The sequence below is a fragment of the Bacteroidales bacterium genome, from assembly GCA_035299085.1.
Lineage (GTDB): Bacteria > Bacteroidota > Bacteroidia > Bacteroidales > UBA10428 > UBA5072.
The window spans coordinates 1-18362 of record DATGXG010000051.1; the positions used below are offsets into that span (position 1 = coordinate 1).

Sequence of the window (18362 nt, forward strand, 5' to 3'; positions counted from 1 at the left end):
GCTGATGCAGATGTGTGTTCACCAATCACCGTGTTGGCATCATTGTTAATGACCACGATAAGGTATGATGCCAGTCCAACCTCTTTTGCCTGTTCTCTTGTGAAATTGCACAGGTGCTCATGAACCTGCATCAGCATTCCGTCAGCTACCTGGTTATCGTTGCCATACTTCGGGCAGTTCAGCACCATATTTCTTTCCCTGTCATAACCTGTAAAATCACGGTCGAGCATGTCAACAAGGGTTTCAAGGGTTATCTTTTTCTCATCATACACCAGCTGTTTGATAGCAGTGAAGCTGTCTGCCGTATTGCTGTTACCATATGACTCCAGTGTTCCGCCGAGGTACCGGATGCCACCCTCGTACATTCCTTTACCCCTGTCGATGCAATCGTCCATCAGCATGCTTGAATACAGAAACGGCGAATGGCTTCCTGCAAAATCATATTCAAGCTTTTCATGAACGGCAAGTTGCTTTACATGGTATTCAACCTGTTCTTTGTAGGCATCCCAGAGGTTGTCGAAGGTTTCAAAGTTTCCGTATCTCTCAAACCGGTCGGCAGGCATACCAATTGGTTTTCCCGTTACCGGGTCGATGCCCTTGTGTATTGTCACATTCAGAGCAGCCAGCAGGTTAATGACCGCACTGGGAGTGCCCACGCTGCGATGGTCAAGCACGTATTCACCGCAACCGAACTGGATAGCATGTACAGCATCTTCATAAGATACACCAAAAGCCTTTTGCACCGAAGGTACGTTCACATCGTCATTGTAAAGCATGGGGTAGGGGTTGCCCTCACCAATGATATCCAATGCCCTTTTATACAAAGCCGGATCCTGCTCTTTGTTGAACCGGAACGCCAGCTGGGGCACTATGTCCTTTACTCTGCGGGTGGTTTCCATGATGGCCAGAGCCAGGCGGTTTGCCTTTTGTTCGTCTTTCCTGCCTGAACCGCCAATGATGATGCGGCTGTCGTACCGGTAACCCCTGTCAATTATAAGCCGCCACATCCCGGAAATAAGCCTGATCGCTTCTTCTTCGTTAATTACCAGGTTATCGATATCATGGCAGTACAATTCCGCAAGAGCATTATCCATTCTGCCAAAATTACGTGCCCCGTCCAGCAAGGTATACAAGTATACAAGCTGAATGCCTTCCCTGAAGTTCTGTGGCTTTTCTTTTTGAATGTTTCTTAAAGTTAAGGCGATTGTCTTATTTTCAGGAATACCCGGATTGTTTTCTGCCTGCAGCGCGTAATACTCACAAACATTGCAGAATGTGTCCAGTGCCATTAGCATCGACTGGTATAAATAAAAGGCATCGGATTCCTTTTTAACAGTGAGTTGTTTTTCGACGATTTCTTTCTTAAGTCCGGGAATGCCCAGCCTCACCAGTTTTTCGAAATCCATCTGTACCCCGCTCATCCGCCACAGCGTAAAGGCAATTCCTGATTCGGAAGCATAGGCATCCGAAGGAAGGGCTTCTTTCATTCCGGTTGTGTAAGCCTTTTTCGTTTTGGCAACCGTGTTTTCAGTTGACCAAAAGTCAATGAGATCCTTAATTACAGACTTGCTTTGAGCTGAGAGATTTTGATTTTTCCTGAAATTTTCAAGAGCATTCGTATGGATATAATATCCGAGGTAACCTTCATCCGACTGAGGAATAAAACCAATCATGGTTTGCTGTATCCGGCCAGCATAGAGGTCTCCCGGCTTAATTTCGCGCACCATGCCCTTCCATTGTACCTGGTAACAACAGGCTTCGCGAAGGTATTTGTTGTGGCTGTATTTTTTGTAGACATCAGTGAATTCTTTCAGATGCAGGATCACCTGGTCAGCTGTTTCCATAGTACCGTTGTTATTTGCCCTTTGTCCCTCGTTTATCAGGCTTGTCCCCGGTACAAATGCCAGCGACGAAGCCATTATCGACTGCTTCAAAAATCTACGTCTTGATTGATTATTCATAATTTAAAGGCTTCAAAACTTAAAAAAATTTGAATTACACTGAGTTACACAGAGGTATCACAGAGATACACAGAGTATTCTCAGTGGTTTTCTGTGTCTTCTCAGTGGGTCTCAGTGTAATATTCTCTCATTCCATTCCCTCACTTTCTCTGCTGATACTGTCGTTGCAGTGATCGGAAAAGCTTTCATTCCAAGGCATTCATATTTCCACATTCCGTAATCATGGTAACCCAGTATTTCAATCCCTTTCAGTCGCGGATACTTGTCTCTCAGCATCGTAATCCCTTTGAAATGTTCATCCGTATCATTAATGCCGGGAATAACAGGACACCTGATCAGGATATTGGCGTTGTTAGCATAAAGGAAGTCGAGATTTTCAAGGATCACGTCCTGGTCTACTCCTGTGTATTGCCTGTGCAGGTCATTCCCGGTGTGTTTATAGTCATAAAGGAAAAGGTCGACGTAAGGCTTGATTTGCTCAAATTTTGAAGTTGCAGCATATCCCGATGTTTCAATGGCTGTATTTAATCCTTTTTCCTTTGCCTTTTTCAAAAGTTCGAGTGCAAATTCAAACTGAACCATGGCCTCACCGCCTGAAAGAGTGATTCCCCCGCCGGAATTGTCGTAGTATTCTTTATCCTTGAGTACTTCATCAATTATTTCATCGGTTGTTGCCTGGTAACCATATATTCTCAAAGCGCGCGAAGCGCAATCATCCAGGCATTCACCGCAGGCAGAACAACCGGCAAAATCAACGAGCAGTTTATCTTCACCGGGCCGCAGGGAGGCAAGGGGACAAGCGTCAACGCATCGTTTGCAAAAAGTGCATTTATCTTTCTCAAAGGAAATCTGTGGCTGAAGCTTTTGTGATTCGGGATTGCAGCACCAGGCACAACGCAACGGGCAGCCTTTGAGGAAAATTGCAGTCCGGATCCCCGGTCCGTCGTGCAATGCGAATTTCTGAATATCGAATATGATTCCTTCCATGATTATTCTTCCTTTTCAATAATGAGTACCCAATCACATCCCCTGCCGCTTCTAAGCCAGTTCAGGCTTTCAGACATTCCCGGAACGGCAAATTCTTTGGGACCATTATTTTTATAACTGGTAATTTTGGTTATTTCTCCGTTTCTTGGATTAAACCATGAAGCTTTGAGCATTTCCGCTTTTAAAACGCCTGCATCAACGGATACATTGTGTCCTGTAGGAATGTAAACCATTATCCGGGATTCATTCCGTATCGCCGCCAGGTGATCTCCGCAATCTCCCTGTCCTCCTGTAATCACGCTTTCATCGGGTAGGGGATAATCATTCAGAAAGGATTCCATAAGGTTTTTCAGATATTTCATCATGGAAGCTCCCGGCAGCTTTAATCCCTCTTGCCAGTTCATCAGGGTTTTGGCTGAATATTTCGGCCTGGTTTCGTCGGTAAACTGCCAGACCGGCTGAGCTCCGTACGTGAACCCGGCACATCCCGAGAAAACGCTCCAGTATGCGGCTAGTCTTACATCGGTGGAAGTAAAATAACCATTGTCATCAACGGCATAGTTAATTCCATGTCCTTCATAACAGGGTTCGCCGTTCATTGTGGGTTTCGGTGATTCCAGGTTCCAGTCCAGTATTGCCTGCTGCCATGCTTTTGGGTTGTTTATCTCAGCATGATAGGAACCCCACATATGAAAATCGATCCAATCATCGTTGTGAAACCACTGAGATGAAGAATTAAAAGAGTGATGCGTCATTAATGTATTGGAATAATCAGCCCTGCCATCATATTTATTCTCCTGATTTACCCCATCTGCAATTCCTTCTGCCATAGCCCTCCACAAAGCGATTCCTTCTTTGCGTTCGTCGGGGTGCCTGTCGCCGCCAAGTATCCAGATTATATTTGGATATTTTCCATACCTGTTGCCTATAAAATGCCCGTATTCATATGCCTGACCAAGGGTATTAAACAAAGGCTTGTCGGTTCTTGGAATTACCCATTCACCCCATGAAGGCACCAGGGCAATGTACATACCTTCAGAAGCTGCTGTTTTAACAGCATAATCAACATGATCCCAGAAATCATACTCTATGGCATCTGCGGGATTGTCGCCTGTAGTAATGGCTGGTTTAAGCGGATCTTCCTGAATGAAAATGCTGTCATTATAAAAATTCACCGGTTTATCCGAATGAATGAACTCACTGATGATAACAGTCTGGATTACATTGAAGCCTTGTTCCTTCCTTGTTTGAATGTAGGAGGCAATTTCTTCCCTGCTAAGCCGGTGAATCAATTCCCACCCTGTATCACCAAGCCAAAAGAACGGAGTGCCGTCGGCGTATTTCAGGTAATGAGAATAATCTTCAGGCACAACAAGACGTCCATGATCATTCCATGGCTGGCCATGAATACTGCAAAAAAAGAATAATGCAAAAATCAGAAAGTAGGTTTTCACTTTGCAGAAAAATTTGAATTTAGTAAAAGTTAGCATGCCGCCAACAGCAAATTTTATTTTACATATATGTACAAGGATAATACAAATATATAAATAGAATTACTGTAAATGAGATAAGTAATTAAATTAACTTGTACGAATAAGTTATTCTATTACCTTTGTGGTAATCTTAATCAATGGAAAAACTCTATCAAAAACTTCACGGGAACCTGAAGTCTCTTATTATCGGAGGCATTTATCATGAAGGTGACCTGCTTCCTTCGGAAAATGAACTGATGCAGTCGCATGGCGTTACACGGAGTACGGTTCGCCAGGCGCTTGTAGAACTGGTGCGTGAAGGATACATTGTAAAACAGCAGGGTAAGGGCAGTATCGTTCAGAAACAGAGGCGCCGGACCCTGGGCTTACTTTCGGTTAAAGGTTTTTCAGAGGTAGTGAGCAGCAACCACCTTGCTGTTCATACCGTGATGATTCAAAAACCGGTTGTGACAAGCTGGATTGAACCATTTTTTTATCCCCTTGATGAGACGGAGTGGTCGGCAGGCTGTATTTATCTTAAACGCATCCGTTGTGTAGACGATGAGCCTGTAATGCTTGAATCTACGTACATTCCAAATGTCAACCTGCCGAGGTTTTGCAGCAGCCCTTTTGTGCGGGGTTCTCTTTTCGAGACACTAAGCGTAAATCATCAGGTAGAAATTACACGGGTCGACCAGGACCTCAGGGCGGTTACGGCGGGGGCAGAGGCATCGGAGCATCTCGGCGTACAAGCCGGAAGCCCGTTGTTGCATATATTTATTAAGTTTCACAGCAATCGCGAACACCTCAATGTTTACAGTTCGCTGCTATGTAATACCATGAATTATTCAATAGGAAATAAACTTTGAGCAATGAAGGAATGAAGGAATGAAGGAATTAAGGAATTAAGGAATTAAGGAATGAAGGAATGAAGGAATGAAGGAATGAAGGAATGAAGGTAATGAAGGAATTAAGGAATTAAGGAATGAAGGAATGAAGGAATGAAGGAATGAAGGAAAATCGTAAATCGTAAATCGTAAATCGTAAATCTTAAATAAATTTATATGAATAAAATTCAGGAACTTGCAGCCATGATTGATCACTCGGTACTTCAACCTACTTATACCGATGAGGATCTGAAAAAACAATGTGAGGTGGCCAGGAAATACAAAGTGGCTTCAGTGTGTGTTAAACCCTACGCAGTGCGGATGGCTGCATCGCTTTTGAAAGGCTCTGATGTAAAAGTGGGATGTGTGATTGGTTTCCCTCATGGAAACAGCTCAACAGCCGTAAAGGTGTTTGAAACAGAACAGGCATGCAACGACGGGGCAGTCGAGATTGATATGGTGATTAATATCGGAAAAGCCCTGGGAGGCGAATGGGATTACGTGGAAAGGGAAATTAAAGCGATAACTGATTGTTGTCACAGGAATAACGCCATTGTCAAGGTGATTTTCGAAACCGATTACATGACCAGGAAAGAAGATAAGATCAGGCTTTGTGAAATCTGCACAAAAGCCGGTGCTGATTTTGTGAAAACATCAACCGGTTATGGTTATGTTAAACAGCCGAACGGGTTTTTCAGCTACACCGGGGCTACTGTTGAAGATGTGAAACTGATGAGGGAACATTCTGGTCCCCGGGTTCAGGTTAAATGTGCCGGAGGTGTCAGAACCCTGGATGATTTGCTCAAAATGAAAGATGCCGGGGCCACCCGTTCTGGAGCCACAGCAACAGAAACTATTTTAAAGGAAGCATCGGATCGGTTTGGCTTGCCTTTGTAGATTTTGTCAATTTAAAAAGTAAACATTTCATCGTTAACTTGGTTAATTATTCATGAATATACAGGACAAATTCTCACTGAATCTGTCCTGTATTTGTTTAGGGCCCCGCAAAAAGGGCTATTTTATTAATTCAAAGTTTCGATGAAATGAGAAAGCTGTTTTTGTCCATTGCCATTCTGATTGTTATGATTTCATGTGAGAAGAATAATACCATTTCTGGCTTATTCGGTACCCGGAACAATATTGCCTATATAGGGAGATTTGACCGCCAGACAGGGGATCGTGCGGTATTCATGTATTCGGGTTCTGCTATCCGGACCAATTTTACCGGAACATCGGTTAAGATACTTCTGCGTGATGATAGTCTGAGGAATCTTTTCAATGTGATCATTGATGGTAATCTTTCTGTTCTGAAAACTTCAGATACAATGGAATACATGCTGGCTGAAAACCTGCAGGACAAAGTTCACTCTCTTGAAATCGTCAGAAGGACTGAATGGTTTGCCGGCAATACAACGTTTATGGGATTTAAACTGGATGATGGAGCCGAATTGATGAAACCTGAAATGAAACCTCATATACTTGAATTCATCGGAGATTCGTATATATGCGGTTATGGCAATGAAGGGAAAAGTCCTGATGAGCCCTTCAAATATGAAACAGAAAACAGCTATATGAGCTATGGCGCAATAACTTCAAGATCGCTGAATTCGGAATTTATTTCTGTATCTTATTCGGGATTCGGACTGGTCCAGGATTACAATGGAAATAAGAATAATTCCCTTATCCATCATTATGACAGGGTTATCAATAACAGTTCACAAAAATGGAATTATTCAGAATACAAACCTGATGCTGTTGTTGTTGCACTCGGGGGCAATGATGTGGAATCAGGCGTAGACAGTGCTCTTTTCGTTTCCACTTATGTGAAATTTTTGAAAAGGATAAGGAATAACTATGGCAATACGATGATAGTATGTATTGCCGGCCCTTCAGCACCCAATGAGTTTTGGCCTGTGCTTAGAGCATATATAAAAGCTGCGGCTGAAGATTTTGCACAGACCGATGACAGGGTGCAATATTTCGAATTTACGCCCTTCACGCCTCATGGAAGCAATGCACATCCGAATGTAGCCGAACACAAGCAACTTGCTGACGAATTTGCGCCGTTTTTAAGGGGAGTTATGGGGTGGTAGGCACAACACGGCCGTCATTGCCAACCCCGACTCCTGCGGGGTGAAGCAATCTGCCGGCACTGGCTCGCAATGACGATTACGGTTCGATTGTCACAATAACCCTTTTATAGCTTGTCATTTGCGGCGTACCCTTATCCGTCACCTCAAGGATAAAATGAGCCGTTTCCTTTTTGTCAACTTTTGGGGCAATTATATAAACTCCATGGAGGTTTTCAGCACCGTCAAGCTTTATTAATTTTTTATAGCTTCCTGCCTCAGGATAGTTGTACCATAGAAAGCCCAGGTTGTCTCCATCCGGATCCGTTGAATTGAAAGCATCCAGTCCGAATCCCTGGCCTGATTTAACCGTAATCTGTTCAGGATGGCTTAAAATAATTATAGGTGCATGATTGGCTTCTTCATAGGATTTGGTGCACCAATCCATCCGGGCGGCGAAATCATCCTGGAAATCATCCCTCCATCGCCATAATGAAACTTTATTGCCTGTAAATGATGCTGTATCAGGTTTCACTGTTCTTCCGTATTCACCAGGTACATAGGGAGTATAACTATCAATCGCATCAGTCCATATTTTCCTGGTTTCAGGTTCGTGCGGCACCCCGGAAGATCCTTTGTATGACGAGAGTTCAGGTTTATAAAACTCATAACGGCCACCCCATCCGCCCCATTCGGGGTGTTCAGGATTACTCAGCCCGTTAAGAATTAAATGCAACCATGAGGGCGTGTCTCCTTCCATGCCATAGGCTACATCGGGATAAACAGCGCCAAATGGTCCGTGCCCCTGTTGAATATTTTCGGCGAGCCAGGTATTGCTGATTTTTTCATTGTTGATTCGCGGAATAAAACTGTTAATGGCACTCCATGTGGCCCTCATGTAATCGTCACCCGGACTGACAATGTAAAACAAATCCGGAAAATTATTGCGTAACCATATTCCACTGTCGTCCTGGTCGGAAATAGCATAAACCCTCAATTTTGCAACAAGTCTTTTTAATTCCTGCTCAGACTTTGTTTTCTTTAACCTGTAAAGAGCCTGGGCAATAGTATTTGAGCCTCCCCAGATTGAAATCCACAGCGGCCTTTCATCATTTTTTTCAAGTTCGTTGATGATCCATGCAGACCCTTCAGAGTCTTTTGAATCACCCACGCCTGACATGCCATACTCGGGAATGCCCTGCCTGACCAAAGCACTGATAGTTTCAGCCAGCGGAAACGCGGCATCATGCTTAATAAGGTTGGGCTGCACCTTACCATATGCCTGAACAATTCTCCTCACCGATTCAGGATTAACCATTGTTTTATGCCAGCATGATGTGGTGGCGATTATTCCCCTGATGTCGATTTCATTTGAATAAAGAAGCAGGCGAACCAGGGATTCGGTGTCATCAGGATCGGCCTCGATATCGGTGAGAATAATGACTCTGTGTTGCGGTTTGGTTTGACCCGAAAGAGAATATGTTGTCAACAGGCAAACAAGGAGAAGGATAAGGGTTTTCATAAGATGCTTATATAGTACAGTAAAATCAAATATAATGAATTCTTCAAATAGCAGGCAACCTCAGTTCCGTCATTGCGAGGAGCCAACCAATTATTGATTATACCAAAATTTTCCGCGACGAAGCAATCTGACAGCACAAGCAGAACACTGCAAAGCCATGCCGGAAAGAATCTTTTGTAAGGGTGTGCCTGTTCGGGCAGATTGCTTCGTCGCGAATACATGAGGCAATAATCAGAGATTTTTTACGCTCCTCGCAATGACGTCTTATTCACTATCTCCTCAACAACCTTCACCGTAAGTTCAATCCCATTCTTATCCTGAAGCTTTTGTGCCATTTCAACCGCATTTTTCTTATACTTTTCATTGGATATGCATTCTGTAATAGCAGTTGAAATGGATTCTGCCGATATTTTTTTGAAATCACAGGTATCAGGTCCCAGACCTAGTTTTATTACCTGTTTTTGATTTGAAAACTGGTCGCCCATAAACGGAAAAGCTGCCTGGGGTATGCCCGACCTTGCAATGGCAGCCATTGTGCCTGTCCCTCCGTGATAGACTACGGCTGCAAGTCGCGGAAACAATAATTCAAACGGCATTTCATCCACATACAGGATATCAGGTGTATTACTTTCAGGTAATTCAGCCCAGCCTTTTGAGATGATTAATCTTTCGTTGGTTTTCTCCCTTACTTTTTCAAACATGGCAGTGTATTGGCCGGGAGAAGAAATCGGGTTGCTTCCGAAACCAATGTAAACCGGTGGTTTTCCGGAGTTCAGAAAATCTTCAACATGTTGGGGCAGATTATTCTTAGAATGAAGAAGCATAAACCCGGTCTGGATGAAGTCAAATGCCACACCAGGCCGGGCTTCATTAAGCTCCTTATCACAGGCAATAATTACCTTTTCACCCATCCAGTGCTCCCATATATCTTTCACGGGGGGCAGACCGTATTCTTTACGCATGTTGTTTATAAAACCTTTCAAAACCGCATTCATTGCCATTCTTCCGAATCCGAACATCATCCGGCTTTTCAATGGGTCCTCCTTTGTTGTTCCAAGGATGATGGGATAGAATGCCACAAGGTGATAAGGTACTTTCAGAATATCAGCCGCTGTGTGCACGCCAACCACTATTCCGGCAGCCAATATCATATCCACTCCTTTTAATTTTTCAGGTAATTGTTTAACCTGGTCAGCTATAAGCTTTTTACCCTGTGCCAGGGTGATTTTAACTGCGACTCCGCCTTTCTGCTTTTCAGGATTCTCCCTGATGTTTTTTTTGAGTTCGGGACCAAAAGGCATGAACGGACAATCGTTTGATACTGCCAGTTGTTCGTTTTCGGGAGGTGCACAAACGATCACTTCATGACCTTTCTTTTTTAAACCGGTTGCAAGGGCAATCATAGGTTGCACATCGCCACGGGTGCCGAGAATTACACATGCGATTTTCATTGGATTCGGGTATTAGTTTTTAATATGAGTAATCAGATTCAATTAGTGCCTCGCTTTAATATGATTGTAGAAATTATCCCATAACGTAATCAGTTCCCTGTCGTTCTCCTCTGAAGATTTTCCTTCAAGTGTCGATTTCATTCCCATTCCTTCCATGGTGAACTTGAAGAAACAGGCAATCTGTTCATCGGTCATTCCAGTTGAAATTTCTCCATTCTCCCTTGCGGTTTTTATAACATGAATCCAGTTATTTAGAACACCGTCATTCACAAATTTCATTTTTTCACGAAATCCGGGTAATCGCTTTAGCGCATCAAGCGATAACGCGAAATAACTGAATACATCAGCCTTGGCATCGGCAAAAGTTTGTCCTAACCGGGCAAATGACCTGGAAGCGTTTTCAAGATGGACATGGTAAAAATCATACAATGTACCGTCGAAGTTTACCAGCTGGGTGGTGGCCGGAACCGACAGGTAAAAGGTATTGATTACTTCCTCGTAAATCTTCTCCTTGCTTTTGAAATAATAATAAAAGGTTCCGCGCGATAAACCGGATTGTTCAAGGATTTCATTCATTGTCACCTCTTTAAAGCCCTTCTGAAGAAAGAGCTTAAAGGCAACAAAGAAAATTTTCATTTTCGTTTCATTCATATACTGACCGATCGGTATACAAATGTAAGGAATTTTATTGAACCGGCAAGTTTTTTTGTCTGTAGTCTGTTAGTCTGTTACTCAAGTTGCTGGTTATTTAATTCTGTTATACCGAGGCTTAAACCGTAGGTTTAAGCAAAAGCCCGTTAGGGGCGAAATTATGGTAGCCAATGATATCTGCAACATCACATAAGCTCCGCTAGGAGCGAAATTATGGTCTCTTAGCCTTCAATTTACCATAATGCCGCTCCTAACGGAGCTTTTTGATTATTACTGATTTTATTATCTACCATAATGCCGCTCCTAACGGAGCTTATTCGTGCATAACCGGCAACTTGAGTTGTTAGTCTGCAGTCTGTTGGCCTCTTCAATAGCCCCGGCCTTCAAGCCGGGGTTTGATATACGTTATAAACTACCGTCAAAAGCGTCATCTCATAACTGTTAATCAATCAGCTACCTGATGGTGATGATCAATTCGTCGGTTTCAATACCCCCGGTTTTCTCGCCGTTCTTAATATCCAACCGGGCATGGCCTTTGAGATCTATTGTATTGTCCGATTTACTGATCTTGTCTGCATAATATTGAATTACTTTGTCTTTTAACAGGTATTTTTCAATTGATAACTCAACCCGCTGTTCCCTGAAGATGCCCTTAACCAATCCTGCATTAAATTCACGGGTCATCTTATTCACTGTAATCAGGCTCACATTCACCTTTGTTCCGTTATATTCAAATTTAACATTCCGACCGGTCAGAACTCCATTTTCCTCAAAACATTCATCACAGCTGAAATTTGACCAGGCCATTTCAAGATTAGTGGAATAACTTTTGGCCGTATCTGCTGCAGGAGTCTGTTGGCTTTCCGTTTTTTCTGCTTTTAACGCCGAGGTCAGAGCTGATATTCCTAGAAATGTAAGGAATATAAAGACTGTAAGAATTGAAATTTTTCTCATTGTGTGTGTTTTTAGGTTAAATAAATCAATGAAGTACAAATAAAATTGCCTGTTTAATCGAATAAAGGATCCTTTCTCATTCACAAATGTGCTGTCATAACTCATTTCCAATGCTTCAAAGATCAGCCTGATGGTGTAACTTCTTGGGGTTACTTCACCCGATTCAATTCGTTGAAGGGTTCTTACACTCAGATTGCATTTTTCCACAAGTTCTTCCTGGGTCAGACCTTTTGCTTTTCTCAGGTCAGCAATTTTTCGTCCTAATTCGGGCTGTTGAAGCATAGGTAAAAATTTGAGGCAATTTTAAACGGTAATCTAAAAACACACCACGAATTTATTTGAATTTTAAATGACAGATACACGTCATTCGCCTGACATTGTTAATCCGTTTAAATCAACATCTATGACCCTCTGCGTCTCAGTGCGAAATGTCAGCATACATCCAAATCTGCGAGAAATTTCATATACTGAGCAACGACGAACCGATTTCCTATTATCTTTATGATTCGCGAAAAAAATTTTATCTATGAAATTTCACCTTTACATTGCTGTTGTTGCGGCGCTGATGTTTGGTTGCGGCAACGGCGAAAAAGTCCTGATCCTTCCCGATAACCCCAACATTTCGTATAACGGCCGCATTGATTTTTCCGACCCTGAAAAACCGGTTTTCATGTACTCCGGTTGCGGCATCCGGGTTGATTTTACCGGAACTTCCGCCGAACTGATTATGAAAGACGACAGCCTCCGAAACCTGTTTACAATCGTTCTTGACGACAGCGTCTTTGTGCTGAACGCCGATGAAGCCGACAGCACGTATCTGCTGGCCGACAGTCTGCCTAAAGGAAAACACAAACTTGAGGTTTATCGCCGCAGCGAATGGCACGGTGGAAATACTACTTTCCTGGGATTTAAATTCGACCCGAATGCCAAAGTTTCTGCTCCTTCACCCCGCGCACATAAAATTGAATTCATCGGCGATTCCTATACGTGCGGGTATGGGAATGAAGGTCTTGCCCAGACTGAACATTTTAAATACGAAACGGAAAACCACTACCTCAGTTATGATGCCATTGTGGCCCGTGAGCTGAATGCCGACCTCACAGCCGTTTGCCGTTCCGGTATCGGTATTGTGCAGGGATATGGCGGGAATAAGGGGTTTAATATGCCCGACTGCTATGATGAAGTTACGCTTGATACGACAAAGAAGTGGGATTACACAAAATCACAGCCCGAACTCCTTGTAATTGACCTGATCACGAATGACCTTTCTGTGGCACTTGATTCTGCTGAATTTGTCATTCGCTATCTGGATTTCCTGAAACGCATCCGCGGCAACTTTCCTGAAACACGGATCGTTTGCCTTGCCGGACCGGCGAGCGAAGGTGATAAATGGAATACTGTTCAGAGCTACATCGGTACCATTGTAAAAGAATTTGGTAAAAAAGATAAAGCCGTCAGCTATTTTGCCTTCACACCCTTTGAAATGCACGGAAGCGACTGGCATCCCAATGTAGAAGAGGATAAAAAGATGGCTGCGGAGCTGACTCCTTTCCTGAAACAATTGATGAACTGGTAACTATATCAAACTATGGAAAATAAATCAACTGAATTGCGTACATGGCTGATTACTCTCTTAAGAGTAGCCATTGGCTGGCATTTTTTATATGAAGGCCTTAGTAAAATTCTGGCCGGTAACTGGTCATCTGAAAGCTACCTCCTGGGAACATCAGGTTTCCTGTCCCCTTTTTACCATTCAATCGCAGAAAATCCTTCCATTTTAAAACTTACCGATATTCTTAATGAATATGGACTTTTATTAATCGGAATTGCCCTGTTCTTAGGCATATTGATCCGGTTTGCCTCATGGGCCGGAGTTTTGCTCCTTACCCTGTATTATTTTGCTTATCCTCCCTTCGGAAGTCCCCTAATGGATATGAGTGAAGGCCACCTGTTTATCGTAAATAGGTTGTTTATTGAGATTGTTGCTCTTCTTGCCATAATCTTTTCCAAAAACCAGGGGTATTCAATTGATACCTTGCTGGGAGTATTCGGAAGGAAAAAAGCCAAAATACAGCCAGTTGCAGAAGAAGGTGCCAAATCGCGTCGCGAAGCCCTGAAAAACCTTGCCACTGTTCCTGTTCTCGGTGTTCTGGGTTGGGGCGCCTTAAAAAACTACAGTGAATATGGAACCGATGTAATGTCGGGCGCTACCATTCAGCTTAAACAAACTGCATTGAAAGATCTGAAAGGAACCCTGCCAAAGGGAAAGATTCAGAAGCATGAAATATCCCGTCTTGTTATGGGCGGAAACCTGATCGGCGGCTGGGCACATTCAAGGGATCTGATCTACGTGCCATCACTTTTTAAGGCTTACAATACAGAGAAAAAAGTATTCGAAACTCTTATACTTTGCGAGCAGGCCGGGATCAATACAATTAATATAGGCTTCCCGTCAGGTCCTCTTCTGCAGAAGTACAAGAAGATCACAGGGAGTAAAATGAAGGTAATTACCCAGGTCGCTCCGGACATGGAGAAAAACGATTATTTCGTTAATATAAATATGGCCGTGGATCGCGGTTCGGATATTGTCCAGATACAGGGCAACCAGTGCGATTTCATGGTCCGTGACGGTAAACCTGATGTCCTTGCAAAAATGCTCGATAAGATCAGAAGTCACGGAGTAACCGCCGGTATGGGCGCCCATACCGTTGATGCCTTTATTAAGTGTGAGGAGCTTGGCATCATACCTGACTATTACATGCAGACAATGCATCACGACAAATACTGGTCGGCGCATCCTCTTGAAAACCGTGTGCCTTTTGAAGTAGATGGCGAACGGTATCTTGATCATAATAAATTCCACGATAACTGCTTCTGCCTGTTCCCTGACAGGACTGTAGAATTTGTAAACAGGACCAAAGTTCCGGTAATGGGTTTCAAAGTACTCGCCGCCGGCGCCATCGAGCCAAAAGATGGCTTCAGATGGGCATTTGAAAACGGCGCCGATTTCATCTGCGTCGGCATGTTCGATTTCCAGGTGGTTGATGATGTGAATACAGTTATTGATATCCTCGGAAGTCTGATCAGGAAAAGGGAGTGGATGGCTTAGGGAGTAAGGAGTAGGGAGTAGGGAGTAAGGAGTGGACTAAGACCTGACAGCGTCCGAAGGACCTGTCACAAGAAGACGGGGAGACAGGGAGACGGGGAGAGTGGGAGAAAGACCTGACAGCGTCCGGAGGACCTGTCAGCGTCTGAATAAGAAGATAGGGAGATCGGGAGACTGGGAGAAGGGGAGAAAGACCTGACAGCGTCCGAAGGACCTGTCAGCGTCTGAGAGAGCTGGGAGAAATGAGTAAGGAGTAAGGAGTAGGAATAAGGAGTAGGGAGTTGGAGAAATATTATCAATCAAATAACTTAAATGAAACGGTTTTTGGTTTTTACCAGTGCATTGTTTATTGTCTTAAGCAGTTGTCACACCAAGGAAATCACAACCATTCAACTTAATTCAGGTTGGCAGTTCAGGCAGGCAGGAAAGGATGAATGGCTCACGGCAACTGTACCCGGATGTGTTCATACGGATTTATTGGCTTTGAATAAAATTCCCGACCCGTTTTACAGGCAGAATGAAAAAGCTGTGATGTGGGTGGAAAAGGCCGACTGGGAATACAAAACAACATTTGAGGTTAATGGAAATGAACTCAAAAATGATCACATTTTACTCAGGTTCGACGGGCTCGATACTTATGCAGATGTGTATGTGAACGATTCCCTGGTTATGAAAGCCGACAATATGTTCATCGGTTGGGAGGTGCCGGTTAAAAACCTTCTGAAAAAAGGAAACAATGAGCTTCGGGTTTATTTTCATTCCGCTGTGGCAGTTGGCATGGAAAAACTCCGCAAGGTACCTTACGCCCTTATGGCGGCCAATGAACTCGCCCCTGAAAATGAACGGACCAATGTATATACACGCAAGGCTCCGTTCCATTATGGGTGGGACTGGGGTCCGAGGCTGGTAACATGCGGTGTCTGGCGAGCGGTAAAACTGGAGATGTGGAATACTGCAAAACTGGATGATATTTACCTGAAGCCTCAGAAGGTGACAACCGAAGAAGCCAGGTATTCCGTAGTTGCCACCATCATAGCCGATAAGTCAGCCAACGTTAACCTCACTGCAACAATCGATGGCAAAGAAGCTGCCTCTCGGAAAAAGGTAGAATTAAAAGAGGGTGAAAACAAAATTCCACTTGATATTGCGATTCAAAAACCTGAATTATGGTGGACAAATGGATTGGGCGGTCACAAACTTTATGCAGTCGAAATCACACTCAGCACGGGAGAAACAAAGCTTGGATCAATTAAGCATCGCCTAGGAGTTCGCACCCTGGAGCTGGTTCAGCAACCGGATTCCGCAGGAAGTACATTTTATTTCAAACTGAATGGTGTTCCGGTGTTTATGAAGGGATCCAATTACATTCCTTCAGATATTTTCCTTACCCGTAATACAAAAACCAATTTTGAACGTGTCGTTAAGGATGCCACCGATGCAGGCATGAATATGCTTCGGGTGTGGGGCGGAGGAGTCTACGAAGATGATGCCCTGTATGACCTGATGGATGAAAACGGGATACTGGCATGGAATGATTTCATGTTCGCCTGCAATGTGCAGCCTGTCGATTCACTTCATCTTGATAATATCAGGAAAGAAGCCGAATACAATGTAAAAAGACTAAGAAACCATCCTTCAATAGCCCTTTGGTGCGGCAACAATGAAAATCTTTCAGCGTGGTTCGGTTGGAACTGGATAGGGAGATACCCGAAAAAATTTTCGGATACATTATGGTGGGGCTATCAGCAGATCTATCATCACATTTTGCCGGAAGCTGTAAGCAAATACCATCCCGAAGTAAGTTACTGGCCTTCATCTCCACAGACGAAAGATAATAAACTTTCTGACAGGCTTTCGGGCGATGAGCACGATTGGGCCGTCTGGTTTGCCAATGCCCCGTTTTCGAATTACGGTGTTAAAGTGCCCCGATTTGTAAGCGAATATGGTATGCAGTCTTTTCCTGAAATGAAAACTATCAGAGCATTTGCAAACGACAGCGACATGGAGTACCGTTCTCCTGTGATGGAACACCGTCAAAGGAGCAACCTCGGATGGATAGGACCCGGCGTGAACGGAAATGAAATGATCCTGATTTATATTAAAAAATACTATAAGGAACCGAAGGATTTCGCTTCCTACGTGTATCTCAGCCAGGTAATGCAGGCTGAATCTTTCAGGTCGGCCATTGAGGCACACAGGCGTAACATGCCCTATTGTATGGGTTCGCTGTACTGGCAGATCAACGATTGCTGGCCAACCATGTCATGGTCGAGTGTCGACTATTTCGGAAGATGGAAAGCGTCACATTATTTCGTTACAAAAGCCTTTTATCCATTGTTGGTTGTTCCTTATGCAAACGGCAGTACCGTTTCAGTAAGTGTCGTGAATGATCATCTGACTGATGACAGCGGAAAGCTTGAGCTTACAGTATATGATTTCAGCGGAAAAGAGCTGTGGAAGGAAATCAGTGACCTGACTGTCAAAGCTAATTCAAGCCAGGTTTATGCCAGGATTCCTTTAAGTAAACTGAGAAGCCTGGGTAAAGAAAATGAAATCATATTGCAGGCCAGCCTGGCGTGCGGCCAGGTAATCGTCACCAATTATTATTACCTGAAAGATTGTAAGGACCTGGCCCTTCAAAAACCGGTGATTGAAAAGACAATCACAAAACATAGTTCACAGGAAGCAGAGATCAGGTTACATTCAAATACACTGGTTAAAAATCTTGCACTGACAACAGCAGCTGAAGGTCGTTTTTCTGATAATTACTTTGATGTAATTCCGGGAAGGGACTATTTCATCATTTTCAACGGTGATGTAGATTCGCTTGAAAAAGATCTTAGGGTTCAGTGTGTAAATGAATCGTATTAGCGGTAGATCGTCATTACTTCGTCGCAATTGAACTCTAACAATAATCAAAGATAGTTCAAGCTCCTACTAATGACGTCTTTTCGTATACCACAGAAAACCAATTTTTTAGCCACGAATTCACGAATTTGAAGATAAATTAAAAATTAAAACAAATGGACTCGAATGGCTGAAGGCTTTGCCTTCAGGCGACAATATAGATAAAGGATTACTACCTGATATACTATCCGTTCCCACACCATAAGTACAACGCCTATGGACCATGAAGCCCGCCTCTGAAAAAACGCGTTAAAAAAATTAATTCACGAAGCGTTAAGAAAGAAAAGCTGTCTGAGCCGATTCCTGCGGCGAGTTCTTTTCTTTTAGCGCAGTGAATTAATTTTTAGCGATTTTTTCAGCAGCGGCGGCATTTTTTGGTCACTTTTTTTTGCTGC

Annotated in this window: 13 protein-coding genes; 6 read left to right on the forward strand and 7 right to left on the reverse strand. The window is 43.4% G+C overall.

Annotated features, from left to right (window positions below; translation table 11 throughout):
• From VK179_17250 to VK179_17260, 3 genes are all read right to left on the reverse strand, one after another.
• Window positions 1-1919, reverse strand: a 1919-nt coding sequence (locus VK179_17250) for a pyruvate formate lyase family protein (GenBank protein ID HLO60502.1), incomplete at its 3' end; no start/stop codon positions are given.
• A gap of 153 nt (window positions 1920-2072) precedes the next feature.
• Window positions 2073-2948, reverse strand: coding sequence for a glycyl-radical enzyme activating protein (locus tag VK179_17255; GenBank protein ID HLO60503.1), 876 nt, complete (start codon window positions 2946-2948; stop codon window positions 2073-2075).
• Between the two features lie 2 nt (window positions 2949-2950).
• Window positions 2951-4402 (reverse strand): glycoside hydrolase family 140 protein, encoded by a 1452-nt coding sequence (locus VK179_17260; protein HLO60504.1) that lies wholly within the window; start codon window positions 4400-4402, stop codon window positions 2951-2953.
• 176 nt (window positions 4403-4578) lie between these two features.
• On the opposite strand from VK179_17260, the gene VK179_17265 reads away from it, so the two are divergent.
• The 3 genes from VK179_17265 to VK179_17275 all read left to right on the forward strand — a co-directional run bounded on the left by VK179_17265 (window position 4579) and on the right by VK179_17275 (window position 7400).
• The gene (locus VK179_17265) at window positions 4579-5289 is read left to right on the forward strand and encodes a GntR family transcriptional regulator (protein ID HLO60505.1); all 711 of its coding nucleotides are present in this window, start codon (window positions 4579-4581) and stop codon (window positions 5287-5289) included.
• Window positions 5290-5484: 195 nt separating this feature from the next.
• The gene (gene deoC, locus VK179_17270; protein ID HLO60506.1) at window positions 5485-6204 is read left to right on the forward strand and encodes a deoxyribose-phosphate aldolase; all 720 of its coding nucleotides are present in this window, start codon (window positions 5485-5487) and stop codon (window positions 6202-6204) included.
• Between the two features lie 146 nt (window positions 6205-6350).
• Window positions 6351-7400, forward strand: coding sequence for an SGNH/GDSL hydrolase family protein (locus tag VK179_17275; protein HLO60507.1), 1050 nt, complete (start codon window positions 6351-6353; stop codon window positions 7398-7400).
• 76 nt (window positions 7401-7476) lie between these two features.
• On the opposite strand, the gene VK179_17280 is transcribed toward VK179_17275, so the two are convergent.
• The 4 genes from VK179_17280 to VK179_17295 form a co-directional block, all read right to left on the reverse strand.
• Complete coding sequence (locus tag VK179_17280) at window positions 7477-8898, reverse strand: nucleoside hydrolase-like domain-containing protein (GenBank protein ID HLO60508.1); 1422 nt, start codon at window positions 8896-8898, stop codon at window positions 7477-7479.
• 242 nt (window positions 8899-9140) lie between these two features.
• On the reverse strand, window positions 9141-10349 hold the full coding sequence (locus VK179_17285) for a glycosyltransferase (GenBank protein HLO60509.1): 1209 nt from the start codon (window positions 10347-10349) through the stop codon (window positions 9141-9143).
• A 42-nt stretch (window positions 10350-10391) separates the two neighbouring features.
• Window positions 10392-10985, reverse strand: a complete 594-nt coding sequence (locus tag VK179_17290) for a TetR/AcrR family transcriptional regulator (GenBank protein ID HLO60510.1) — start codon at window positions 10983-10985, stop codon at window positions 10392-10394.
• Window positions 10986-11453: 468 nt separating this feature from the next.
• A complete protein-coding gene (locus VK179_17295; GenBank protein ID HLO60511.1) occupies window positions 11454-12236 on the reverse strand; it encodes a helix-turn-helix domain-containing protein in 783 nt (260 codons plus the stop codon).
• Window positions 12237-12480: 244 nt separating this feature from the next.
• Here VK179_17295 and VK179_17300 point away from each other — a divergent pair, with 244 nt between their 5' ends.
• The 3 genes from VK179_17300 (at window position 12481) to VK179_17310 (ending at window position 17931) form a co-directional block, all read left to right on the forward strand.
• The gene (locus VK179_17300; protein ID HLO60512.1) at window positions 12481-13530 is read left to right on the forward strand and encodes an SGNH/GDSL hydrolase family protein; all 1050 of its coding nucleotides are present in this window, start codon (window positions 12481-12483) and stop codon (window positions 13528-13530) included.
• Between the two features lie 12 nt (window positions 13531-13542).
• A complete protein-coding gene (locus VK179_17305; GenBank protein ID HLO60513.1) occupies window positions 13543-15063 on the forward strand; it encodes a DoxX family protein in 1521 nt (506 codons plus the stop codon).
• A 309-nt stretch (window positions 15064-15372) separates the two neighbouring features.
• Window positions 15373-17931, forward strand: coding sequence for a glycoside hydrolase family 2 protein (locus VK179_17310; protein HLO60514.1), 2559 nt, complete (start codon window positions 15373-15375; stop codon window positions 17929-17931).
• The last annotated feature ends 431 nt before the right edge of the window (window positions 17932-18362 follow it).

What these genes read in the sequence shown, in the direction of transcription:
- VK179_17295 (HLO60511.1), bottom strand. Translation starts at nt 12,236, where the DNA reads ATGCTTCAACAGCCCGAATTAGGACGAAAAATTGCTGACCTGAGAAAA.
- VK179_17285 (HLO60509.1), bottom strand. Translation starts at nt 10,349, where the DNA reads ATGAAAATCGCATGTGTAATTCTCGGCACCCGTGGCGATGTGCAACCT.
- VK179_17265 (HLO60505.1), top strand. Translation starts at nt 4,579, where the DNA reads ATGGAAAAACTCTATCAAAAACTTCACGGGAACCTGAAGTCTCTTATT.
- VK179_17290 (HLO60510.1), bottom strand. Translation starts at nt 10,985, where the DNA reads ATGAAAATTTTCTTTGTTGCCTTTAAGCTCTTTCTTCAGAAGGGCTTT.
- deoC (HLO60506.1), top strand. Translation starts at nt 5,485, where the DNA reads ATGAATAAAATTCAGGAACTTGCAGCCATGATTGATCACTCGGTACTT.
- VK179_17280 (HLO60508.1), bottom strand. Translation starts at nt 8,898, where the DNA reads ATGAAAACCCTTATCCTTCTCCTTGTTTGCCTGTTGACAACATATTCT.
- VK179_17255 (HLO60503.1), bottom strand. Translation starts at nt 2,948, where the DNA reads ATGGAAGGAATCATATTCGATATTCAGAAATTCGCATTGCACGACGGA.
- VK179_17305 (HLO60513.1), top strand. Translation starts at nt 13,543, where the DNA reads ATGGAAAATAAATCAACTGAATTGCGTACATGGCTGATTACTCTCTTA.
- VK179_17275 (HLO60507.1), top strand. Translation starts at nt 6,351, where the DNA reads ATGAGAAAGCTGTTTTTGTCCATTGCCATTCTGATTGTTATGATTTCA.
- VK179_17300 (HLO60512.1), top strand. Translation starts at nt 12,481, where the DNA reads ATGAAATTTCACCTTTACATTGCTGTTGTTGCGGCGCTGATGTTTGGT.
- VK179_17310 (HLO60514.1), top strand. Translation starts at nt 15,373, where the DNA reads ATGAAACGGTTTTTGGTTTTTACCAGTGCATTGTTTATTGTCTTAAGC.